General features: G+C 64.8%; 22 protein-coding genes. 6 read left to right on the top strand and 16 right to left on the bottom strand.

Features of this window, described 5'->3' with window-relative positions:
- Nucleotides 1–37 precede the first annotated feature (37 nt).
- The 4 genes from B6K69_RS09400 to B6K69_RS09385 form a co-directional block, all read right to left on the bottom strand.
- Nucleotides 38–1,273 carry a saccharopine dehydrogenase family protein gene (locus B6K69_RS09400; protein WP_108643594.1) on the bottom strand — a complete coding sequence of 412 codons (1,236 nt, stop codon included), beginning with the start codon at nt 1,271–1,273 and terminating at the stop codon, nt 38–40.
- A gap of 32 nt (nt 1,274–1,305) precedes the next feature.
- Nucleotides 1,306–2,400 carry a carboxynorspermidine decarboxylase gene (locus B6K69_RS09395; protein WP_108643593.1) on the bottom strand — a complete coding sequence of 365 codons (1,095 nt, stop codon included), beginning with the start codon at nt 2,398–2,400 and terminating at the stop codon, nt 1,306–1,308.
- A gap of 214 nt (nt 2,401–2,614) precedes the next feature.
- Nucleotides 2,615–3,367: a hypothetical protein gene (locus tag B6K69_RS09390; protein ID WP_412917529.1), complete on the bottom strand. Its 753-nt coding sequence runs from the start codon at nt 3,365–3,367 to the stop codon at nt 2,615–2,617.
- Nucleotides 3,291–3,581, bottom strand: a complete 291-nt coding sequence (locus tag B6K69_RS09385; RefSeq protein WP_108643592.1) for a hypothetical protein — start codon at nt 3,579–3,581, stop codon at nt 3,291–3,293. The genes B6K69_RS09390 and B6K69_RS09385 overlap by 77 nt, the downstream gene beginning before the upstream one ends.
- Before the next feature lie 290 nt (nt 3,582–3,871).
- On the opposite strand from B6K69_RS09385, the gene B6K69_RS09380 reads away from it, so the two are divergent.
- A complete protein-coding gene (locus tag B6K69_RS09380; RefSeq protein WP_108643591.1) occupies nt 3,872–5,779 on the top strand; it encodes a Hint domain-containing protein in 1,908 nt (635 codons plus the stop codon).
- 48 nt (nt 5,780–5,827) lie between these two features.
- Here the strand turns inward: B6K69_RS09380 and B6K69_RS09375 are convergent, their stop codons facing one another.
- From B6K69_RS09375 to B6K69_RS09365, 3 genes are read right to left on the bottom strand one after another with little or no spacing between them, the layout of a single operon-like run.
- On the bottom strand, nt 5,828–6,535 hold the full coding sequence (locus tag B6K69_RS09375) for a VIT1/CCC1 transporter family protein (protein ID WP_108644864.1): 708 nt from the start codon (nt 6,533–6,535) through the stop codon (nt 5,828–5,830).
- Between the two features lie 16 nt (nt 6,536–6,551).
- Nucleotides 6,552–7,898: an ATP-binding protein gene (locus B6K69_RS09370; RefSeq protein ID WP_108643590.1), complete on the bottom strand. Its 1,347-nt coding sequence runs from the start codon at nt 7,896–7,898 to the stop codon at nt 6,552–6,554.
- Entirely contained in the window at nt 7,895–8,554 is a 660-nt protein-coding gene (locus tag B6K69_RS09365) for a response regulator transcription factor (RefSeq protein WP_107672568.1), read from the bottom strand. The genes B6K69_RS09370 and B6K69_RS09365 overlap by 4 nt, the downstream gene beginning before the upstream one ends.
- A 153-nt stretch (nt 8,555–8,707) precedes the next feature.
- On the opposite strand from B6K69_RS09365, the gene B6K69_RS09360 reads away from it, so the two are divergent.
- The 5 genes from B6K69_RS09360 (at nt 8,708) to B6K69_RS09340 (ending at nt 13,142) form a co-directional block, all read left to right on the top strand.
- The gene (locus tag B6K69_RS09360; protein ID WP_107672569.1) at nt 8,708–9,022 is read left to right on the top strand and encodes a PepSY domain-containing protein; all 315 of its coding nucleotides are present in this window, start codon (nt 8,708–8,710) and stop codon (nt 9,020–9,022) included.
- A gap of 101 nt (nt 9,023–9,123) precedes the next feature.
- Complete coding sequence (locus B6K69_RS09355; RefSeq protein WP_228156705.1) at nt 9,124–9,486, top strand: hypothetical protein; 363 nt, start codon at nt 9,124–9,126, stop codon at nt 9,484–9,486.
- A gap of 27 nt (nt 9,487–9,513) precedes the next feature.
- Nucleotides 9,514–9,990: a DUF2271 domain-containing protein gene (locus tag B6K69_RS09350; protein WP_107672571.1), complete on the top strand. Its 477-nt coding sequence runs from the start codon at nt 9,514–9,516 to the stop codon at nt 9,988–9,990.
- A gap of 13 nt (nt 9,991–10,003) precedes the next feature.
- Nucleotides 10,004–12,211, top strand: a complete 2,208-nt coding sequence (locus B6K69_RS09345) for a PepSY domain-containing protein (RefSeq protein ID WP_108643588.1) — start codon at nt 10,004–10,006, stop codon at nt 12,209–12,211.
- On the top strand, nt 12,192–13,142 hold the full coding sequence (locus tag B6K69_RS09340; protein WP_108643587.1) for an FAD:protein FMN transferase: 951 nt from the start codon (nt 12,192–12,194) through the stop codon (nt 13,140–13,142). Before B6K69_RS09345 ends, B6K69_RS09340 begins: the two co-directional genes overlap by 20 nt.
- A gap of 130 nt (nt 13,143–13,272) precedes the next feature.
- On the opposite strand, the gene B6K69_RS09335 is transcribed toward B6K69_RS09340, so the two are convergent.
- The 9 genes from B6K69_RS09335 to B6K69_RS09295 form a co-directional block, all read right to left on the bottom strand.
- A complete protein-coding gene (locus B6K69_RS09335; RefSeq protein WP_164681922.1) occupies nt 13,273–13,596 on the bottom strand; it encodes a carbohydrate kinase family protein in 324 nt (107 codons plus the stop codon).
- 96 nt (nt 13,597–13,692) lie between these two features.
- Nucleotides 13,693–14,871, bottom strand: coding sequence for a Hint domain-containing protein (locus tag B6K69_RS18395; protein ID WP_228156704.1), 1,179 nt, complete (start codon nt 14,869–14,871; stop codon nt 13,693–13,695).
- Nucleotides 14,872–15,205: 334 nt separating this feature from the next.
- Nucleotides 15,206–16,126: a carbohydrate kinase family protein gene (locus tag B6K69_RS09325; RefSeq protein WP_164681921.1), complete on the bottom strand. Its 921-nt coding sequence runs from the start codon at nt 16,124–16,126 to the stop codon at nt 15,206–15,208.
- Nucleotides 16,123–16,605 carry an ureidoglycolate lyase gene (locus B6K69_RS09320; protein WP_108643584.1) on the bottom strand — a complete coding sequence of 161 codons (483 nt, stop codon included), beginning with the start codon at nt 16,603–16,605 and terminating at the stop codon, nt 16,123–16,125. Before B6K69_RS09320 ends, B6K69_RS09325 begins: the two co-directional genes overlap by 4 nt.
- Complete coding sequence (locus B6K69_RS09315; RefSeq protein ID WP_108643583.1) at nt 16,602–17,345, bottom strand: BtpA/SgcQ family protein; 744 nt, start codon at nt 17,343–17,345, stop codon at nt 16,602–16,604. The genes B6K69_RS09320 and B6K69_RS09315 overlap by 4 nt, the downstream gene beginning before the upstream one ends.
- Before the next feature lies 1 nt (nt 17,346).
- Nucleotides 17,347–18,135, bottom strand: coding sequence for a GntR family transcriptional regulator (locus B6K69_RS09310; RefSeq protein WP_107672577.1), 789 nt, complete (start codon nt 18,133–18,135; stop codon nt 17,347–17,349).
- 16 nt (nt 18,136–18,151) lie between these two features.
- On the bottom strand, nt 18,152–19,009 hold the full coding sequence (locus tag B6K69_RS09305; protein ID WP_108643582.1) for a transporter substrate-binding domain-containing protein: 858 nt from the start codon (nt 19,007–19,009) through the stop codon (nt 18,152–18,154).
- Nucleotides 19,010–19,038: 29 nt separating this feature from the next.
- Nucleotides 19,039–19,836, bottom strand: a complete 798-nt coding sequence (locus tag B6K69_RS09300) for an amino acid ABC transporter ATP-binding protein (protein ID WP_108643581.1) — start codon at nt 19,834–19,836, stop codon at nt 19,039–19,041.
- Nucleotides 19,833–20,690 (bottom strand): amino acid ABC transporter permease, encoded by an 858-nt coding sequence (locus B6K69_RS09295; protein WP_108644862.1) that lies wholly within the window; start codon nt 20,688–20,690, stop codon nt 19,833–19,835. The genes B6K69_RS09300 and B6K69_RS09295 overlap by 4 nt, the downstream gene beginning before the upstream one ends.
- Nucleotides 20,691–20,886: the final 196 nt, after the last annotated feature.

Here is a 20,886-nt window from a genome sequence, read left to right as displayed (position 1 = left end):
TAGCGCAAGCCCCCGCCCGCCGCCATGCAAACGCCGGTCAGAACGTCAGCAGCCGGTCGCCCGCCGCATCGCAAATCCGGCTGGGCAGGCCCATGCCGTTCAGCAGGGTGATGAAGGGGCGGGGGTCCAGTTCCTCGACATTGACCATCGTGCCCACGTCCCACACGCCCTCGGCAATCAGCAGCGCCGCCACCACCGGCGGCACGCCCGCCGTATAGGAAATGCCCTGCGCCCCGGTTTCTGCATAGGCCTCGGCATGATCGGCCACGTTGTAGATCGTCAGTTCCACCGGCTTGCCGTCGCGCGTTCCCCGCACCACATCGGCGATGCAGGTCTTGCCGGTATAGGTGGGCGCCAAGCTGGCCGGGTCGGGCAGAACCGCCTTGACCACCTTCAGCGGCACCACTTCCTGGCCCTCGGCCGTCATCACCGGCTTTTCGCTCAGCAGGCCAAGGTTCTTCAGCACCGTGAACACGTTGATGTAATGGTCGCCGAAGCCCATCCAGAACCGCACATCCGCCTGCGGATAGCGGGCCGACAGCGAATGAACCTCGTCATGCCCGGTCAGATAGGCCTTCTGGTCGCCCACCACCGGCAGCGTCCAGGTCTGGCCCACCTCGAACATGCTGTTCGACTGCCAGCCGCCGTTCTGCCAGCTATAGACCGTGCCGGTGAATTCGCGGAAGTTGATCTCGGGGTCGAAGTTGGTGGCGAAATACCGGCCGTGCGACCCTGCGTTGATGTCCACGATGTCGATGCTGTCGATCCGGTCCAGCATCCCCTCGGCCACCCGCGCCCAGGCGTTCACCACGCCGGGATCAAAGCCGATGCCCAGGATCGCCGTCACTCCGGCGGCCTTGCAGCGGTCGCGCCGGCGCCATTCGTAATTGCCATACCACGGCGGCGTTTCGCACACTTTCGCCGGGTCTTCGTGAATGGCGGTGTCCAGATAGGCCGCCCCCGTCTCGATGCAGGCTTCCAGCACCGTCATGTTCACGAAGGCGCTGCCGACGTTGATCACGATCTGGCACCCGGTCTGCCGGATCAGATGCGCCACGGCGCCGGTGTCCATCGCATCCACGGCATGGGCCTTGAACACGCCCGGCACCTTCATCGCGCCCTTGTCCATCACGCCCGCGATGATGGCCTCGGCCTTTTCCACCCGGCGGCTGGCAATGTGCAGTTCCCCCAGCCGGTCATTCACCTGCGCGCATTTATGCGCCACGACCTGCGCCACGCCGCCTGCACCAATGATCAATACGTTCCGTTTCATCGGAAACCTCCTCGGTTCGGGGGAAGGGGGGATCAGCCCAGCGAATCCCGGTAATCGGTATAGCCGAACTCGCGCGCGACGGTCAGGCTGCCATCCGCTTCGCGGATCACGATCGACGGCATCTTCACGCCGTTGAACCAGTTCTTCTTGACCATCGTATAGCCCGCCGCATCGGCGATGCTCAGCCGGTCGCCCACCGACAGCGGGTTTGCGAACGAAAATTCGCCAAACACATCGCCCGCCAGACAGGACTTGCCGCAGACCATATAGGGGTAGGGGCCGTCCGTCTCCATCTTGCCGGGCTGGCGATAGATCAGCAGGTCCAGCATATGCGCTTCCACGCTGGAATCGACAATCGCCAGATCCTTGCCGTTGTTCAGGATGTCCAGAACCGTCACCTCAAGGCTGGCCGCCCCGGTGATCGCCGCCTCGCCCGGTTCCAGATAGACCTGCACCCCGAAACGATCCTGAAACGCCTTCAGCCGCGCCGCCAGTTTTTGCACCGGATAGCCGTCGCCGGTGAAATGGATGCCGCCGCCAAGGCTTACCCATTTCAGCCGCTTCAGCAGGCCGCCGAACTCGTCCTCGATCCGGGCAAGCTGCCGGTCGAACAGATCGAAATCCGCGTTCTCGCAGTTGTAATGGATCATGAAGCCGGAAATCCGGTCCATCACCCGCTCGATCCTGGCCGCGTCCCATTCGCCCAGCCGGGAATACGGCCGCGCCGGATCGGCCAGGTCGAAGCCGCTGGTCGAAAACCGCGGGTTCAGCCGCAGCCCCCGCGCGATCTGCGCCGACTGGTTGTCGAACCGCTCCATCTGGCTGATCGAGTTGAAGATGATCTTGTCGGCATAGCCGACCGCTTCCGCGATCTCGTGGTCGGCCCAGCCCACCGAATAGGCATGGGTCTCCAGCCCGAACTTCTCGCGCCCCAGCCGCAGCTCATACAGGCTGGAACTGGTGGTGCCGTCCATGTGCTGCCGCATCTGGTCGAACACGCCCCAGGTGGCAAAGCATTTCAGCGCCAGCAAGCATTTCACGCCCGAGGCCGCGCGCAGCTCGTCCATCACCGCCATGTTGCGGGCCAGCCGCGTGCGGTCGATCAGGTAATAGGGCGTCTGGATCATCGAATCCCCCAGGGGCAGCAAGGGACCAAAAACACGAAGCGCGGTGTCTAAGGCCCCCACCCCCCCTATGCAAGCCCCATGACGGCCGCATGACAGGGGCAGGGGGCCGGCCCGTTGACAGGCATACGTCAAGCATACGCGAAACATACGCCGCGCAGACGCGATGCAGACGCAGATTTCTGACCGATTTCAGGGCCTTGGCCTGTTCCTCGCGTCAGATCATGCGAATGGTCTCCTTCCCCACCGCCAGCACATACCCGCGCCGCGCGATGGTCTTGACCAGCAGTTCGGATACCAACTGGTTGCCCAGCGTGTCACGCAGCCGCTTGACCCGCGTCGCCCCCGCCGCCTCGTCGCAATCGGCCTCGGACCGGCCGCTGATCACCGCCTCGATCTGCGCCCCGGTCAGCACCTCGTCATCCATCCGTGCCTCGGCCAGAACGCTCAGGGTTTCCAGCGCGGCCTCGGTCAACTGGAACTCCAGATCGTTGATGTAAACCGCCCGCGCCTCGCGCGAAATCATCAGGCTGGCCACCTGGATACCGCTGCGCTGAATGGCCGAAATGCGGCGGTTCAGCACGATGATCGTCACCAGAAACACCAGCGCGGCAATCAGCAACGCGGTGGAAAACACCAGCAGCACAAAGATCACCATGCGATAGCTGGTCAGCACCTCGGAAAAGGCCGTGCCGGATTGTGCCAGTATTTCCAACAGCTTGATCTCGGCGCCCGACCGCAGATCGTTGTTTTCCACAAAGATCCGCTCAACCCGCGCGTTGAAGGCATTGGCGTCGGGCAGGTTCAGGAACAGGAACAGCGCCGCCCCGAACAGGATCACGACAATGGCCGCGATGCCAAAGCCGACAACGCGGTTTCCCTGTTTCAGGCTGTCAATAGCGAAGGAAGTAGGCGCCGGCACTGGCTTTCCTTTCGTCCAGACCTTCCGGCCCGAAAGTGGACAGAACATTCAGCAGCGTCCAGCCGTCCCCGGCCAGTCGCGGCGCCAGTTCGCCGGCGGCGGCCTTCGGGCTGCAATTGCCATCGCTGATCCGCGCCACGCCGTAATGCAGTTGCAGCGGGGCATCCTTCTTTGCCTTGTAATCGGCATAGCACTCGGCCGCCGCCGGCCCGGCAAGGGTCAGCGCCAGCAGGGCCGCCGTGGCCAGAATCAGTCTTGTCATGTCTCGCTCCGTGATGGAGGGCCGTCGTCTCCCCACTCTGCGCGCCCCGCCCCCGATATTCAATAACAGCGCCGCCGATCTGGCGGTTATCTGATAACGCAATGGATTCATTGCCATCCATCTTGTCGCTCTCCGGGGGAATCGGGCGCCTTGGCCCGCGCTCCCTGCGGATAACGGCCCCGGCTGCCAAGGCGTGTTGCGCATCTTGGCGGTCTGTCGGAAGATAAATCTGCGATCAGTGTTTTGTCTTTGTGCTACCCTTGTTCAATCACAATGACAGGACGACTGTGATGGCCGTCGAAATTGTTGACCCCGGATCGACCGAACTCATCCATCTCGCCTCGGTCGATGTGAAATTCTCGGGCGCCCATATCGGCGGCGGGATCTATTTCAGCGCCAACCACAACCCCACGCCCGGCGGCACCAACACCGCGATTCCGCAACGAAGCCTGGATGGCCAGGCCGAGCAGCACGCCACCACGGAATACGACTACACGCTGCCCTTCGGCGGCGCCCCCTGGGACGCCTATCGGGAAGACACCGACAACAACGGAACCCTTGATTACGTCAAGGCCGGTTTCGACATGAGCCTTCACGTCGGCGCCCGCCTTTCCAGCACAGGACAGTTCTATGACGGTCCGGCGGTTCCGCTGCTGATTGCCAACGATCCGAACGATCTGTTCGGAACGGTCACCATCACCGGCTATCCGTCGGCAGCCAATTCGCTGAATGGCCTGGGCGGCGTTCTTCACCAGACGACCGGAACGCTTGCCGCCGGACAGTCGATTTATACAGGCGAAAATGCCTATGTAGAACAGGATGTTGGGGGTGACATCGGGGGTTATTTCACCATTGACGATGCCGAAGCCCTGGGTGGCATGAGTGGTGGCGGAACCTTTCTGGACTATGATGCCGACGGGGATGGCGTGACGGAAACCTACCTGATCGGCGCGGTCGCCCGGGGCGGCGTTGCGTTTGATGAGAATGGGCAGATCGTCGGGACGTTTGTCCAGTCCGCTTCGTTCTCGCCGCATTACGCGGATCTGGCTGCCACGATCCAGTCGCTGACCGGCGATGATGCCCGGACGGCGGATGACTTTCCCCGCATGACGCTGCTGTCGGCGCAGACGGCCGGATCAACGCTGACAACCGTGCAGGGCCAGTTCTTCCACGAGGACATCTACGGCGGGGTCAACGACGATGCGCTTTATGGCGGTGGCGGCGATGACCGGATCTTTGGCGGGGCTGGCGCCGACCTTGTCAGCGGCGGCGCCGGCAATGACACGCTGACAGGCGGCGCCGACGCAGACTGGTTTGCGGCAGACAGCTTTGCATCGGGCGGGAACGACGTGATCGCCGATTTCGATGGTGCCGGCGGCGATGTGATTGACCTGGGCAGCTATTTCCAGACGCTTGACGATGTCGTCGCCGCCACGACGGAAACGCCGGATGGTTCGATCCTGATCACCCTGCCCATGTCGGCGGGCGGGGGAACCGTGCAGGTGTTGAACACGTCGATTGCCGACCTGAACGCCGTCAATCTTAACGTGATCTGCTTCGCCGCAGGCACCCTGATCCTGACAGCGCAAGGCGAGGTGCCGGTTGAAGATCTGGTTCCGGGGGATGAGATCATCACCCGTTCCGGTGCCTCAAGATGCCTGAAGGCGGTCAATACGCGGGTTCTGGGCGATCTTGAGCTGACGCTTCGCCCGAACCTCTGGCCCGTCGTCATCGCCAGAAACGCCCTTGGCCCCGATGTGCCCAGCCGGAACCTGCGCGTGTCGCCCCAGCACAGGGTTCTTGTGAACAGCAGGATCGCGCATCGTGTCGGGCATGGCGATGTTCTTGTTTCCGCCAAAAGCCTTCTGGGCGTACCGGGCATCACCCAGTCCCGTCCCGAAACTGGCTGCACCTATGTGCACCTGGTCTTTGATCGCCATGAAGTCATCAAGTCGGATGGCTGCTGGAGTGAAAGCCTGTTTCCGGGCGCCCAGGTCTTTCTGAGCCTGCCCCGGTCTTTGCGTGAGGAGTACGAAGAGATCTTCGGAAATCCCGCCGGCCACAGGCCGGCCGCCACCATCTTCAAGGGCCACAAGGCCAGGGCGCTGATCCGCCGCCATCTCCGAAATGGCGTGGCGCTCCAGACAGCGGCCCCGCAAACGGCGCGCTGTCAGGGCCAGGCCGGTGCAAGGGCCTGACCCAAGGGCGGGGTGGATGGCCGGCGCAGGTCTTGATGGCGGCCGTCTTCAGACGCTGACCCCGAAGATGCGGCCGACGCCGGCGGTTATGGCCATGGCCGCCGCCCCCCAGAACAGCACGCGGGCGGTAGCACGCAGCTTGGGCGCGCCCCCCGCCTGCGCCCCAAGGGCCCCCAGTCCCGCAAGGCAAAGCAGTGTTGTGACGACCACGACAGGAATGATCTTGTCGGCGGGCGCCAGAATGGCCGCGATCAAGGGCAGCGCGGCCGCCACCGTGAAAGTCAGCCCCGAGGCAAAGGCGGCCTGAAGGGGGTTGGCCGCGTGCACCTCTGACAACCCAAGTTCGTCCCGCACATGGGCCCCAAGCGCATCGTTCTGCGTCAGCTCGCGCGCCACCAGTGCGGCGGTTTCCGCCGACAGCCCGCGGGATTGATAGATCGAGGCCAGTTCCGCCAGTTCTGCCTCGGGCGTGTCGATCAGGGCCTGCTGTTCGCGGGCGATGTCGGCGCGTTCGATGTCGGATTGTGAACTGACAGAGACATACTCGCCCGCGGCCATCGACATGGCGCCGGCTGCCAGCCCGGCCATTCCGGCAACCAGAACGGCGCCGGGGCTTGGGTCAGCGGCGGCGACGCCGACGATCAGCGAGGATACCGAAACGATGCCGTCATTGGCCCCCAGAACGGCAGCCCGCAGCCAGCCTGTGCGGTTGATGAAATGCAGCTCTTCATGGGCGGATTTGTATGGAAGGGTCATCTTTGATTCCATCGGTTCAAGGGGGCGGGGTGTGCGTCTGTTCCGGGCAAAGCTGGATGGTGGCGGAAAAGCCGCCGGCTTGGCCGGGCAAGGGCGATGCCAGCGTCAGCGTGGTGCCGCTGCGTTCGGCAATGGTGCGCACGATGGCCAGCCCCAGGCCGCTGCCGCTGCCCGCGCCCGTGCCGCGCACGAAGCGCCCTGAAAGCGAAGCCAGCACGTCCGGGGGCACGGCGGGGCCGTCATTCTCGACCTTGAGCCAACCATCAGGCGCCAAGTTTACCCGCACCGGGCCCCCGCCTCCATGGCGCAGCGCGTTTTCAACAAGGTTGCGCGTGACGATGGCAACGGCGTCAGGGTCAAGGTCTGACAGCACGGCATCGGGCGGCAGGGACCATTCGATCCGGCCCTGATCGACCCCACGGGAGAAGTCCTGCGCCACCAGTTGCAGGACGGGTCGCAGATCCTGCGGGCGGTCGGTCATCAGCCGTGCCCCTTCGGCGCGGGCAAGTTGCATCAACCGTTCGGCCAGCCGCGTCAGGCGTTTCAGGACGGCTTCGATCTCGTCGGCGCGGGCGGCGGTGTCGGTCTCGCGGGTTTGCCCGCGCAGGCGCTGGATCTGGGCAATCGCCCCGGCCAGCGGCGTGCGCAGCTCATGCGCGGCGTTCGAGGCGAAACTGCGTTCGGCGTCAAAGGCCTTGCCAAGCCGCAGGAACAACTGGTTCACCGTTTCGCCGATGGGGCGCAACTCCTCTGGCAGGGTCTCGGTGCGCAAGGCGGACAGGTCATTCGCATTGCGGCGGGCAAGCTGCTGGCGCAGCACCCCCAACGGTCTCAGCCCGTAGCCCAGCCCGTAAGCAATGCCCACCAGACTGAGCGGGATCACCAGCCCCAGCGGCAGCGCCAGGGCCAGCGCCACCTCGCCTGCCACTTCATGCCGATGCGCCATCGGTTCGGCTATGGTCAGGATGATGGAGCCGCGAACCGCCGCTTCCTGATAGAAACGGAAACCTTCCGTCTGGTGGAAGCCAGGCTGGTCAAGCACGGGGAACTGCGCCGGATCGGCGCGATGCGAGGCCAGCAGCACACGCCCCTGCGGATCGCGGACCAGATAGGTGAAGTATTCCTCGTGCTGGTCCAGCGCGGTGACGTGCTGGGTGATTCCTTCCTCGTCACGGCCCAGAACGTCGATCACGGCCAGTTGCAGAATGCGTTGCCCGGTTTCCTGCAGGGCGGAATCGAAAACCTCGTTCATTTCGCGCAGCAGCAATTGCCAGGTGATTGCGGCGGCGGCCGCCCAGACCAGCGTGACCGCCAGCGACAGCGCCAGCGCGGATCGCAGCCGAAGCGACGCGGGGCGTTTCATGGGCGCCCCAGCCGATAACCAAGGCCGCGCTCCGTGGCGATCACCCCGGCCCCAAGTTTCTTGCGCAGACGGCTTACATGCACTTCGATGGCATTGCTTTCGACATCGGCGTCAAAGGAATACAGGTGTTCCTCAAGCTGGGATCTGGTCAGCAGTTGCGAGGGCCGGGACAGGAAAGCCTCGAACAGCACCCATTCACGGGCCGTCAGCGCAACCGGCTTGCCCGCGCGGCGGATGCTGCGGACGGCAAGATCAATCTCAAGATCGCCAAATCGCATCACCGGGTTCGGATTGCCGGAGTAGCGCCGTGCCACCGCGCCGATGCGGGCGGAAAGCTCGGCCAGGTCAAAGGGCTTGACCAGATAGTCATCGGCCCCGGCATTCAGCCCGTCGATCCGGTCTGAAATCTGGTCAAGCGCGGTCAGGATGATGACCGGCGTCGTGTTGCCCCTGCTGCGCAGGGTCTTGAGGAACGGGATGCCACGCCCATCGGGCAGCATCAGATCAAGCAGGATCAGGTCAAAACTGGCGCCGGCAAGTGCATCCTGTGCCTCGTCCAGCCGCATGGCCCAATCAACGGAATGGCCATCCGCCTCGATCTGTTCGCGCACGGCGGCGCCGATCACCTTGTCATCCTCGATCAGCAGAATCCGCATCTTGCCCTCTGGCCGCGCAATGAACGTCTGGTGCCTGTCTTCTAATGTCCCAACCTGACGGTAGCCTTAAGCACTTTCTGCCGCCGCTTCAGGATGCTGTCAGATTCGTGGCGCAAAAGGCATTCAATCGACGACTGCGCCGGAGTTTCCCTGATGCGAAAGACCCTCACCGTTCTGACACTGGCAGCCCTGATGGCGGCTGGCGCGGTACGGGCCGACGATGATTGCGTCGTTCCGATGACCGATTGGCAACCACGCGAGGCCGTCGCCCGTCTGGCTGCCGAAAAAGGTTGGACCGTGCGGCGGATCAAGATCGACGACGGCTGCTACGAGATCGTCGGCACCGATGCCACCGGACGCAGGATCGAGGTCAAGCTCCACCCCGGCACCTTGAGCGTTGTCGAGATGGAATACGAAGACAACGATGAACACGAGGGTGGTCACGGCCTGAAGCAAGGCGACGACTGACCCCTTTCCCCTGATGCCTTTCGACGGCGCCTCCGACCTGTGGTCGGGGATCGGCTTTCCATGTCCTGAAGGAGCGAACCCTTATGAAACTCTCTGCACTCATGACCCTTCTGAGCACGGCGATCGGCTCTGCCGGCGCAGCCCCGGCACCGGCCTGCGCCCTTACCCTGCCGCCGCTGGCCGGCGCATCGGCCAATGGTGTGGCCGAAGTGCCCGGCCGGGCGCCCGGGGTTCTGCTGGTGGATGGTGATGATGATCTGGGTGGCTGGCTGTTCTTTGGACGCGACCACGATGACGACGACGATGATGATGATGACGACGACTGCGACGATGATGATGACGATGACGATGAACACGAATGTGGCGGCAAAGGCGGTGGCAACGCCGCGCCGGTGGGTTCGGTTGCGCCGCCGAAGAACGGCCTGTTCGGGGGCGGAAAGCCACCCGTCGTCAAGACCAACTGATCGCTGAACCATTCAAAGGAAAGAAAAATGCTGGCAAAATCGTTCATCTCTGCCCTTGTGCTGACCACGGCACTGACCGTTCCCGGCCTTGCGCAGGCCCGCCCGGTGACCTTGACCGTCAACCTCTCGCAATATGGCGGGGACGGTGCCTATCTGGCGGTCTATGTCACCGATCCGGCCGGTGCCTATGCCGGCAGTCTGTGGATGGCGGGAGGCAAGGCCAAGTATTATCGCCACCTGTCCGACTGGGCCCGCTTCACCGGCGAGAACATCGCCGAGGTGAACGGCATAACCGGCGCAAGCGTCGGCGCGGGCCGCAGCCTTGAACTGTCGATGGATCTTGCCGACGCGCTGTTCGATGCCGGTTACACGCTGCACATTGATGCCGCGGTCGAGGACATGCGCGACAGTCCGAACGAGATTGCGGTGCCGCTGACGGCCGCCGGGGCGGGACAGGCCGTTGCGGGCCGCCAATACATCGCCGATTTCACCTACGGCTTCTGAACAGGACCACGCCATGATGCGCCGCCTTCACCGCTGGCCGGGCCTGCTGGCCGCGGCTTTCCTGATCATGCTTGCCGTAAGCGGCGCGATACTGTCGGTCTTTCCGGCGGCTGAACGGATTGCGTCACCTGCCGCAGTGCAGGGCCAGACGGTGGCGGAGCTTGCCGCGCTGGTGCTGGACCAGCACCCCGGAGCCGAGCAGATTCGTCGCGCGCCGTCAGGAAAGATCACCGTCTGGTGGTTTGACGGCGGGACACCGGGCGCGGCGGTGATCGACCCGGCCACCGGCCAGGATGTGGCCAGCGCCGACAAGAGTGTCATCCGGCAATGGCTAACCGCCTTTCACCGCTCGTTACTGCTGGATGACGCGGGGCGGATGACCATGGCAGCGGCGGCCTTCGCGATGCTGTGTCTGGCGCTTTCGGGCAGCCTGCTGGTGGCCCGGCGGGTTGGCGGCTGGCGAAAGTGGTTCAGCCGTCTGCGCGGGCCGCTGGCCGGGCGGCTTCACACCGAGCTGGCCCGCCTTGCCGTGGTGGGGTTGGGCATTTCCGCGATCACCGCCCTGTGGATGGCTGCCGCGACCTTTGACCTGCTGCCTGTCGACGAGGCGAACCCCGCCTTTCCGGCCACTGTCAGCGGCCAGACCGGGGCTATGCCGTCAGCGATTCCCGCCCTTCAGGAAACTCCGGTCGCGGATCTGCGTGAACTGGCCTTTCCTGCGGCGGATGATGCCAGCGATGTCTACACGCTGACCACTTCGCAGGGCACCGGCTACCTTGACCAGGGGACCGGAGCGTTGCTGGTCTGGGCCACACCTGGGCCTTGGGCGCGTGCCTATGAATGGGTCTATCTGCTGCACACCGGAGAGGGGGCCGCGCTCTGGGGGCTTGCCCTTGGGCTGATGGTGCTGGCCACCCCCGCGCTTGCCATAACGGGCGCGATCCTATGGGCGCAGGGTCGGCGCGGCCGGCCCCGGCTGCGGGGCATGGTCGCGGCCGCGCGGGCTGAGACCGTAATTCTGGTCGGCTCCGAGGGGGGCAGCACCTGGGGCTTTGCCGCAACGCTGGCGCGCGCGCTGCAGGCCGCCGGTCAGGCCGTACACATGGCACCGCTGTCCTCGTTTTCTCCTGCCGACTACAGTGCGGCGCGGCGAATCCTGGTGCTGACGGCCACCTGGGGCGATGGGGCAGCGCCGTCTTCCGCCAGGGGGGGGCTTGAACGACTGGCAGCCGCGCGTCCGCTGGCCGACGTGCCGCTTGCCGTTCTGGGCTTTGGCGACAGCAGCTTTCCCGATTTCTGCGGTTTTGCCGTGGCCTTCGAGGCCGCCGCGCGCGACCGCGGCTGGAACCTGTTGTTGCCGGGGGAACGCATTGATCGACAGTCGCCGCAGGAATTCGCCCGCTGGGGGCGTGCGCTCGGTCAGGCGCTTGGCTTGCCGCTGGAGCTGAACCATCAGCCCGATACGCCGCCGGTCACAAGCCTGACCCTGATCTCGCGCCGCAATTATGGCGAGGCGGTGCAGGCCCCGGCCGCGATCCTGCGCTTTGCCGTGCCGAAGTCAGGCTTGTGGCGCCGTTTGACTGGGCGCGGTTTCGGACGGTTCCGCGCAGGTGATCTGCTGGGCATCCTGCCCCAGGGGGCGGCCGTGCCGCGGTTGTATTCGCTGGCCTCGTGCCACCGCGACGGGTTTGTCGAAATTGCCGTGCGCAAGCATCCCGGCGGGTTGTGCTCGGGCCAACTGATGGCGCTGCAACCGGGGCAGTCGGTGCAAGCCTTCCTGCGCCCGAATCCGGCCTTCCAGCCTGACCGCGGCACCACCCCGCTGATCCTGATCGGCGCGGGCACCGGCATCGGCCCGCTGGCGGGGTTCATCCGCGCGGAAGGTGGGCGGCGACCCGTTCACCTGTGGTTCGGCGCGCGCCATCCTGATGCTGACCTGCTGTTCGGCGAAGATCTTGAACGCTGGTCGGACGAGGGGCGCCTGACGGGGTTGCGCACCGCTTTTTCCCGCAGCGGTCCGCGTCAGCATGTGCAGGACGCCCTGCGTGGGGATGCCTTGGCCCTGCGGGCGCTGATCGCGCGCGGCGCGCGTATCATGGTCTGCGGCGGGCGGGATATGGCAAGGGGCGTGCAGGGCGCGCTGAACGAGATCCTGGCGCCGATGGATCTGACCCTTGTCACGCTGAAATCCGAGGGACGCTATGTCGAAGACACCTACTGATCCGCACCGGATGCTTCTGTCGGGCCCGACGATGGGAAGCCGCTGGTCCGTCTTGCTGGACGAACCGGCCAAGCCCGATGCCCATGCCTTGCAAGCGGCCTTGCAGGCGGCAGTGGATGAGGTGGACGCCCAGATGTCCACCTGGAAGCCCGACAGCGATCTGATGCTGTTCAACGCGGCCCCCTGCGGGGACTGGGTTGTTTTGCCCGCGGGGCTGATGGCCGTGCTGCGGGCGGGCGTGCAGATCGGCCGCGCAACCAAAGGCGCGTTCGAGATGAATGTCGGGGCCGCCATGCGTGCCTGGGGCTTCGGGTCCGATCCGGCAGACCTGGCCGCCATACGCGCGGCAAGCGTCGCTGCGCGTGTCTCTTCCCTCGCGGCGCTGGAGCTGGACTCGGCCCGTCAGGCCGCGCGCAAGACGGCACCGCTTGCACTCGATCTGTCGGGAATCGCCAAGGGATATGGGGTGGACAGGCTGGCCGAGGTTGTTGCCGGTCACGGACTGAGCCGGGCGCTGTGCGCGATTGATGGCGAAGTGCGGGCGCTTGGCCGCCAGGCTGATGGTTCGCCCTGGTCCGTTGCCATCGAAACACCTGACAGCCCCGACCGGGCGCCCCATTCCATGCTGGCATTGACCGAAGGCGCGGTGGCAACCTCGGGTGACTACCGGCACTTTCTGACCGTCAGGGGCCGGCGGTTGCCACATACCATTGACCCGCGCCGTGGATCACCGCTTGTGGACGGCCCCGCATCGGTCAGCGTCATGGCGGCCGATTGCATGACGGCGGATGCAATGGCGACGGCCCTGATGGTGATGGGCAAGGACGAGGGGCTTGCCTTCGCGCGGCAACACGCCATCAGCGCCCTGTTTCTGCTGCGCGATGGGGCGGCGCTGCGATCTGTCGGCAGCGGCATCTTCGCGAACGGCTGAACGGTGCGGCCATCACGGCCCCGCAACCGCCTGCCTGTTCCCGCAAAAGACAGGGCAGGAGACTTGTATTTAACCATGGGGTCAGGCTTCGAAAACCGGCACGGGGGGCTATCCCGCGCGCGGCATCTGTTCACGATGGCGGCGATGTCCGGTCTTTCAGCCAGTCCAGCACCTCAGCCTGGCTGGCCTTGCCGCCACGCGGACCGTGGCGGGTGACCGAGCGGGAGGCGGCGGCCACGGCGAACTCCAGCGCCGTTTCGAAGGCATGATCCTGTCCAAGACCCCAGGTCAGTGCCGCGCCGAACGTGTCTCCGGCGCCGGTGACATCGGCCACGTCAACCCGATGGCCGGGCACCCGCAGCAACCGGCCGTTGTCCAGCGCCTCGGTCCCGTCTCTGGCCATGGTGCGGACCAGCCGTTCCAGCCCCGCCAACTGCCCTTGGCAGAGGGGCATGGTGCGGGGCCGGAGGGGGATGCCCTGCCGGCCCACGACGCACATGCCCGCAAGGCATCAGGGGCGGCTGCGCGTGATACGCATCCCAGCGGTGGTTTATGCCACCAGCCGGTGCCTGTTCATGCTGACCCGTTCACCAAGGCGCCGCGCCTGGCGACCAGACACCAGAAGCCGTGCAGGCGTCGGCAGGGCCGAGTGGTCCATCTCTGTCAACTCAGGGAAAATCTCAAGAACCTCGGCCCGGGCCTGTTCGGACAGGGACTTCAATGCCTCCGGCCCGGTGAAAAGGCTTTCGGTCGCTGCCCCGTTGGACAGCACGACCTGATGCCGATCCATAAGGAAGTGCCAGTATTCCACGGTCTCGACATCGTCGGCGACCTCAATGCCGGGCAGGTCGGCAAGGTGCTTGGCCGCAACCAGAACCTCGTGCTCGCCGAACATGCGAAGCGCCACCACAGAGTTCACAAGAATACGGTGCTGAGGTGAGACCAGAAGGTCTGTCAGCGGCATGCCATTGCCCAGAGCGCCGGCATGGATTCTGATCGGGCGAAGATGCGGGTTCATCTTGAGTGTTGCGGCGTCAATCAACCGTGAACCGATCCAGCGAACCGGCTGATAGCCATTGTCGCGCGTCAGGACCAGATCACCCTGACGAAGCTGATCAACTGGAACTTCGCCCACCTGTGTGGTGATCAGTGTGCCGCGCGAAAAACAGGCGAGCGTTCCGTTCGACGCGTTGAGAACGGCATCGTTCCCGATGCCATCAGCCACATAGTTGCTGTCCGTGGCGAAGACGGTGCTGTTCGGGGTTCCGTCAAGGACATCTCCGTCGACAAGCGTCAACGACGTCCCAGGCGTGTAAACACCGGCCGGCCCGGAAACAAACTGGCCGGTCGTGGCGTCCCAGGCGCGCGAAAGGCTGATGCCGACGGGGGTGTTGTTGATGGCAAGCCAGGTTGCGCGGTAATAGTATCCCGTAACCGCATCCCGCAGAATCACTTCGAAGTCTGCTTCGACGGTAGCGCCGGGGTTGTACGTTGTTCCGTTCAACGTCACGGCCACATGGAGCCGCGCCCCTCCGTCATCGGGAAAGTCGTCTGCGCCACCAATGGTTGCGGTCGTGACCTGTTGCGTTGACACGCTGGTGAAGGACACCTGGGTTGTGTTCACAGTGCCCCCGGAGCCGGTATCCCCCTCACCACCGCCGGTTTTCCGGAACAGCGAGCTTGGGTCCGTTACAGACGACCATTCGATGATTGAGAAGGTAAAGGCCACGGATCACCTCATTCATGGATTTCCCGGCCAGATAGCGACCGGTGTGATACAGCGGAAAACACCCGGCAAACTCACATCACACACGCCACAAGCATGTTTGCAGATGTAGCTTTAGTCTGGTTCCGTCAACTTGCGTGTCGCGAGTTGTTCAGTATTTTCGACAAATGCCCGCAACTGCGCCGGTCCTGCGCAAAACGGCGGCAGACCAGCCCCAACCTCGGGCGGCTGGAAGCCCCCGGCGCCCTCCGCATGAAAGTGGAGCAGATGTCGATGTCGTGGTCGCAGCGGGCCTTCTGTCGGGTGTTGGTGGTGGCCGGCGATTGCCGAGGCGGGGTTATCGACTTGTCAGCCAGTCCAGCACCTCGGCTCGGCTGGCCTTGCCGCCGCGCGGACCGTGGCGGGTGACCGACCGGGAGGCGGCGGCCACGGCGAACTCCAGCGCCGCTTCGAAGGCATGATCCTGTCCAAGACCCCAGGTCAGCGCCGCGCCGAACGTGTCTCCGGCGCCGGTGACATCGGCCACGTCAACCCGGTGGCCGGGCACCCGCAGCAACCGGCCGTTGTCCAGCGCCTCGGCCCCGTCTCCGGCCATGGTACGGACCAGCCGGGTGATGCCATGGTCGCGGCGCCAGGTCTCGGCCAGGGTCAGGGTGTCATGGCCGAAGGTGGCGCGAAAGCCGACCTGGTTGAAGATCACCACCTCGGCCCCTTGCAGATAGGCCGCGTCTGCGGCGGTCGCGCCGCCCACGTCAAGATCGAAGACCATGCGGCGGCCATGGCGGCGCAGGTCCGCCAGCAGAAGATCCTGCGCCAGTGTGCCGTCCGCTTCATGCAGGCGGCGCGCGCGGTAGAGCGTGGTGTAAAGGAAGCCCGGCTGGCGCAAGGCCGCCATGGTGGCGGGCGGCAGCGGCATGGGTTGCTGGCCCATGCGCAGGGTCAGAACAACATGCTCTCCGTCCACCAGAAAGATCAGATTGCGCGAATCCGGGATGCCGGGCTGGCGCAGCATGTGGCGGGTGGAAACGCCGTTGGCCTGAAGATCGGCGATCAGCCTGTCGGACAGCGCGGTTTCGTTCAGCAAGGAGATGAACTCGGTCTCGCCGCCAAGCGCGGCGTGAACCACCGCCGCATTGGCGATCGAGCCGCCACATTCCGCCGGCAGTTCGTCGATGAAATCCTTGTCGGCCAGGCCCGGCCAGCGCTCAGCGGTGAAGTATTCGTCCAGCGCCACGTCGCCGATGAAGAAGGTCGTCATGCCAGCACTCGGACCGGGCCACCCGACACCTCGACCCATGGGTCGGGGCCAAGGCCGCAGGTTGCCATCCAGTAATAGGGCGTCGGCGCCTTCAGGCCGCGGCAGGCATCGTGCCAGACCCCGCGGTTCATCACCGCAACCTGCCCCGGCCGGATGATGAAGGCGCGCAGGGTTTCGGCTAGCGGCGCGGGCGCCGTGCCACCCGGGGCGACGGCCAGCACGATGGCGGCGCCGGCGCAGAACAGCGCCTCTTCGGTGCGGGGATGGCGCTCCATCAGGCGGCAATCCCAGGGGGCGGACGGGCCCTGCGTCATGCCCAGATGGGCCGGCCCGTCGATCGGTGGCGCAAGGGTGTAGCTGTCGCGCCAGCCTTCGCCCGACATGGGCATGACACCTTCGCCGGGTGTGCCGGTCAGGTCGAACACGCGGCCGAAAGGGGCGAAGGCTTCGGGGGACAGGGGGATTGCGCGCAGGGTCATGCGGCCTCGGCCCGCGCCAGGCGAACGGCAGCCATGAAGCGCGCGACATGCGCCGGTGCCAGGCGGCCCTTGTCGACATGGTCTTCCTTCAGCCAACTGCCGACAATGGCCCCGTCGGCCAGCGCAAGCTGGGCCGCGGCATTGGCCTCGGTCATGCCGGCGCCGACGATGATCGGAACATTGCCGCCAGTTGCGGTGCGGAACCTGCGGATCTTGGCCGGGTCCGTCTCTTGCCCGGTTGCGTCTGACGTTACCACAAGCGCGTCGCAGCGCGCGGCGCCAAGGCGCAGATCCTCGGCTTCTGGTCGCCCCGAAAGCACCGGCTGATACTTGAAGCGCACGCCGCCAAAAAGCACGGCGGGCACCGAGGCCCGTTCAGCCGCCAGCGTGTTGGCAAAGTCTGCGTCCTGATCGGGGGGCAGGTGGCCGCAGATCGAATCTATCTGCATGAAGTCAACCGGATAGGATCTGGCAAGGGCGAAGGCGCGGCTGTTGTCATGCAGCACGTTGATGCCGATCCGTGGCCCGGGGGCCAGTGCCACCAGCCGATCCAGCACCCGCTCGACATCGTCGGAATCGCCGAAATAGTTTTCGATCACCAGCCCGTCGAGCCCTTCGCCGGCCATGATGCGCGCCTCTTCCAGGGCGCGGGTCAGACGGTCGGCCGGTGTCTCGCCGCCAAGGTGCAGCATCCCCAGAATGGGCTTCGGCATCGCGAATAGGCCGCGGAAAGCGGTCATGTCAGTCTCCCTTCGCGGGGGATTGCAGGGCGCCTGCCTGCCCCCAGCGGGTTGCGAATTTCATTTCCACCCGGGGCGAGTAGATGATCGAGGTCCGCTCGACCCGCTCACCTTCAAGGTCCAGCACATCGCCGGTGGCACAAAGATAGCCCGGAACCGCCGGATCAGGCCCGAATACCTCGGTCAGATGGGCCGAGGGGGGCACCACGGAAAGGTGGATCTCGGAGCGCACGGGAACACGCCCGTAATCGCGGCGCAGCACTTCATAAAGCGACTGCGCCGCGAAATCGTAGGTCTCGATGCCCGGATAGTCTTTCAGGGGCAGCCAGGAGGTATCGAGGTTCAGCCATTCGACCGCATCCACGCCGGCAAGTCCCCGCGCACGGACCAGCAGCAGGATGCCATCGTCGATCCGGTGCTCCATGACGCGGGTCACCGGACGCTTGCCGTTGGCACGGGCAAGATCGGTGAAGCTGCCGAAGTTCCAGACGCTGTGGCTGACCGGGCGGTGCGAAACCATGGTCCCCTTGCCGCGCACCTGAGTCACCAGCCCCTCGCGCACCAGAAGCGACAGGGCGTGGCGAACTGTGGTGCGCGCCACGGTGAAATGGTCGCGCATCTCGTTTTCCGAAGGGATGATCTCGCCCTCGCCCCATCCGCCCGAGAGGATCAGCCCGCGCAGACCCCGATAGAGCTGGCGGTAGATCTGCTCGCCCGAATAGGGATCAAGCGTGATCGCAGCCAGGGACGATGCCCCCGTCTTCGCGTCGATGTCGCCTGATCCCGCCATGGCCTCGTCCTCGTGATTACTGCGTGGCGCCGTTGATCACGAATTTGTCGACCGCGCCAACATCCAGATGATAGCGCTTCACGATCTCGATGTAGGTGCCATCGGCCAACATGCCGTTCAGCGCGGCCAGCGCCGCATCACGCAGGGCGGTGTTCGACTTTTCGAAGGCGATGCCATAGGGGTTCGGCTCGCCCGCCGCGCCGATCTGGTAGAAGGCGCCCGGCTCGTTGATTTCAAGATCCGCCAGCCCCTCGATGCCGATGACAGACGCCTGCGCGCGGCCCTGCTTGATCTGCATGATATGTTCGGCCTGCGTCGGGATCTGGATGACGTTGTAAAGGTTGTCGGCCGGGCAGTTCGCCTTGCCAACCTCTTCGGCCCAGGTCACCCAGCTTGTGCCGGTGGCCACGGCGATGGTCTTGCCGCACAGATCCTTCTCGGTCTTGATCTCGTCCTTGTGGTCCGCCGTCGTGTAGAAGACGTTGCCGGTGTTGAAGTAGTCGATGAAATCAAGCTGCGCCTGACGCTCGACCTTGTCCGAGAAGGCGCTGATGATCATTTCCGAACGCCCGGTCACGACCTGCGGAATCAACTGGGGAAACTCGACATTGACGAATTCGGGTTCCAGCCCCAGGCGTGCGGCAATCTCGCGGGCGATGTCGATGTCGAACCCCTTCAGCTCTTCGGACCCCGCGTCGGTGTATTCCATCGGCGGATAGGCCAGCGAAGTCACGACCAGCAGCTTGCCCGAGCTTTTGTTGGCTTCGGGCAGCAGGGCCTGGGCGGCTGCATCCACATCGGCCAGCGCCGGCAGGGCCAGCGTTGCGCCCAGCAATGCCGCCAGAACGGGGCGTTTCAGAAGGGACAGTTTCATCGCGCAATCCTCTTGTCTGTTGGGTGTTGTCAGTCTTTTGCTTCAGTCGGTTGGGCCAGCACACGGCCCAGAAAACTTCTCACCCGCGGGTCGGCCGGGTTGGCCAGAACCTTTCTGGCGGGGCCGGTCTCGCGGATTTCTCCGTCAATCATCACGACCACGCGGTCGGCCACATCGCGGGCGAAACCGATTTCGTGGGTGACGATGATCATGGTGGTGCCGGTGTCGGCCAGCCGCCGCATCACCTCAAGCACCTCACCCACCAGTTCGGGGTCCAGCGCGCTGGTCGGTTCGTCGAACAGCATCACCCGCGGTTCCATTGCCAGGGCCCGCGCGATGGCGACGCGCTGTTTCTGCCCGCCCGAAAGCTGCGCGGGCCATGACCCGGCCTTGTCCGCCAGCCCGACCATTTCAAGCAGGTCCATCGCCCGTGCGGTGGCCGCCGGGCGCGACAGGCCGCGCACCACCATCGGCCCTTCGATCACATTGCCAAGGACGGTGCGATGCGCGAACAGGTTGAAGTGCTGGAACACCATGCCCAACTGGCTTTGCTGTGCCCGCAGCCGCTTGACCGGCAATTCGTGCAGCACACCGTCCTGCAGGTCATAGCCGATGATCTGGCCATCGACCCAGACATAGCCGCCATTGGGCACCTCAAGGTGGTTGATGCAGCGCAGCAGCGTTGACTTTCCGCTGCCCGAGGGGCCGAGGATGCAAAGCACCTCGCCATGTGCGACCTCAAGGTCGATACCCTTGAGGACTTCGAGGTTTCCGAAGGCCTTGCGCAGGCCGACCGCGCGGATGATAGGTTGCTGTGCGGCGGTCATGCGCGGCCCCCATGGCTGCGGCCGAAGTGCTTTTCAAGGTAGTATTGCCCGATCGACAGCACGGTCGTTCCGGCCAGATACCAAAGCGCGCAGACGAACAGCAGTTCGATCACCGCGCCATTGATGAAGTAGATGCGTTGCGCCGCATTCAGCATCTCGGTCATTGCGATGGTGGCGGCCAGGGACGAGAACTTCAGCATCCCCACGGCGCTGTTGCCCAGAACCGGCAGGATCAGCCGCATGGTTTGCGGCAGGATGATCCGGCGCATCGTCTGGCCCGGCGTCATGCCCAGTGTATTGGCCGCCTCAACCTGACCGCGGTCGACGGACAGGATGCCGCCGCGCACCACTTCGGTCAGGTAGGAACCTTCGTTGACCCCAAGGCCAAGAACGGCGGCGACGAAGGGGGTCATGACGGTGACCATTTTCATGTCGACCACGCCGGGGATGTAGAGCGTGGGGAAGATCAGCGCGATGTTGAACCAGATCAGCAGTTGCAGCAGCACGGGCGTGCCACGGAAGATCCAGACGTAAAGCCAGGATGCGAAGCGCAGCACAGGGTTGGCCGAAAGCCGCATCATCCCGAAGGCGAAGCCAAGCACGACGCCAAGCGCCAGCGCGGCGAAGGTGATCAGCAGCGTCCAGACAAACCCCTTGACGATCACCGGGGCCGTCAGGAACTCGCCCACGATGGCCCAGCGGATATTCCCCTCGGCGAAGGCCCGGACCAGCAGCGCAAGCAGCAGCAGAACCAGACCACCCGCAATCCAGCGCCATGGATGCCGCCGTCCCCGCACCGGCAGGTCGGGGCCGGGCAGGGTGTCTGCGGACAGGGGCGGGTTGGCGCGGGTCATCAGATCCAAATTGTAGTGTTGTTCCTACAACTAATATGAACGGGTCTTTTCACGAGTCAACAGGGCTTTCGCACCTCTGCAGGATATGATGTTCCAGGACAGGGCTATCCTTGCGGTCGGGCGGGCCGATACGCGCTATTGCGGAATTGCAGGTTCAACCCGGCTCCAAATCCGCACCTCTGGCTGTCGAGCCATA

This window comes from Pseudogemmobacter blasticus (assembly GCF_003071405.1).
GTDB classification, from domain to species: domain Bacteria; phylum Pseudomonadota; class Alphaproteobacteria; order Rhodobacterales; family Rhodobacteraceae; genus Pseudogemmobacter; species Pseudogemmobacter blasticus.
This window is presented reverse-complemented; position numbering and strand designations above follow the sequence as displayed.

Excerpts from the sequence above, each read along its gene's own strand:
- B6K69_RS09380 (WP_108643591.1), top strand. The coding sequence starts at position 3,872 with ATGGCCGTCGAAATTGTTGACCCCGGATCGACCGAACTCATCCATCTC.
- B6K69_RS09375 (WP_108644864.1), bottom strand. The coding sequence starts at position 6,535 with ATGACCCTTCCATACAAATCCGCCCATGAAGAGCTGCATTTCATCAAC.
- B6K69_RS09365 (WP_107672568.1), bottom strand. The coding sequence starts at position 8,554 with ATGCGGATTCTGCTGATCGAGGATGACAAGGTGATCGGCGCCGCCGTG.
- B6K69_RS09310 (WP_107672577.1), bottom strand. The coding sequence starts at position 18,135 with ATGGCGGGATCAGGCGACATCGACGCGAAGACGGGGGCATCGTCCCTG.
- B6K69_RS09345 (WP_108643588.1), top strand. The coding sequence starts at position 10,004 with ATGATGCGCCGCCTTCACCGCTGGCCGGGCCTGCTGGCCGCGGCTTTC.
- B6K69_RS09390 (WP_412917529.1), bottom strand. The coding sequence starts at position 3,367 with ATGTTCTGTCCACTTTCGGGCCGGAAGGTCTGGACGAAAGGAAAGCCA.
- B6K69_RS09335 (WP_164681922.1), bottom strand. The coding sequence starts at position 13,596 with ATGCCCCTCTGCCAAGGGCAGTTGGCGGGGCTGGAACGGCTGGTCCGC.
- B6K69_RS09305 (WP_108643582.1), bottom strand. The coding sequence starts at position 19,009 with ATGAAACTGTCCCTTCTGAAACGCCCCGTTCTGGCGGCATTGCTGGGC.
- B6K69_RS09320 (WP_108643584.1), bottom strand. The coding sequence starts at position 16,605 with ATGACCCTGCGCGCAATCCCCCTGTCCCCCGAAGCCTTCGCCCCTTTC.
- B6K69_RS09360 (WP_107672569.1), top strand. The coding sequence starts at position 8,708 with ATGCGAAAGACCCTCACCGTTCTGACACTGGCAGCCCTGATGGCGGCT.
- B6K69_RS09340 (WP_108643587.1), top strand. The coding sequence starts at position 12,192 with ATGTCGAAGACACCTACTGATCCGCACCGGATGCTTCTGTCGGGCCCG.
- B6K69_RS09395 (WP_108643593.1), bottom strand. The coding sequence starts at position 2,400 with ATGATCCAGACGCCCTATTACCTGATCGACCGCACGCGGCTGGCCCGC.
- B6K69_RS09325 (WP_164681921.1), bottom strand. The coding sequence starts at position 16,126 with ATGACGACCTTCTTCATCGGCGACGTGGCGCTGGACGAATACTTCACC.
- B6K69_RS09300 (WP_108643581.1), bottom strand. The coding sequence starts at position 19,836 with ATGACCGCCGCACAGCAACCTATCATCCGCGCGGTCGGCCTGCGCAAG.
- B6K69_RS09350 (WP_107672571.1), top strand. The coding sequence starts at position 9,514 with ATGCTGGCAAAATCGTTCATCTCTGCCCTTGTGCTGACCACGGCACTG.
- B6K69_RS09315 (WP_108643583.1), bottom strand. The coding sequence starts at position 17,345 with ATGACCGCTTTCCGCGGCCTATTCGCGATGCCGAAGCCCATTCTGGGG.
- B6K69_RS09370 (WP_108643590.1), bottom strand. The coding sequence starts at position 7,898 with ATGAAACGCCCCGCGTCGCTTCGGCTGCGATCCGCGCTGGCGCTGTCG.
- B6K69_RS09400 (WP_108643594.1), bottom strand. The coding sequence starts at position 1,273 with ATGAAACGGAACGTATTGATCATTGGTGCAGGCGGCGTGGCGCAGGTC.
- B6K69_RS09385 (WP_108643592.1), bottom strand. The coding sequence starts at position 3,581 with ATGACAAGACTGATTCTGGCCACGGCGGCCCTGCTGGCGCTGACCCTT.
- B6K69_RS09355 (WP_228156705.1), top strand. The coding sequence starts at position 9,124 with ATGACCCTTCTGAGCACGGCGATCGGCTCTGCCGGCGCAGCCCCGGCA.
- B6K69_RS09295 (WP_108644862.1), bottom strand. The coding sequence starts at position 20,690 with ATGACCCGCGCCAACCCGCCCCTGTCCGCAGACACCCTGCCCGGCCCC.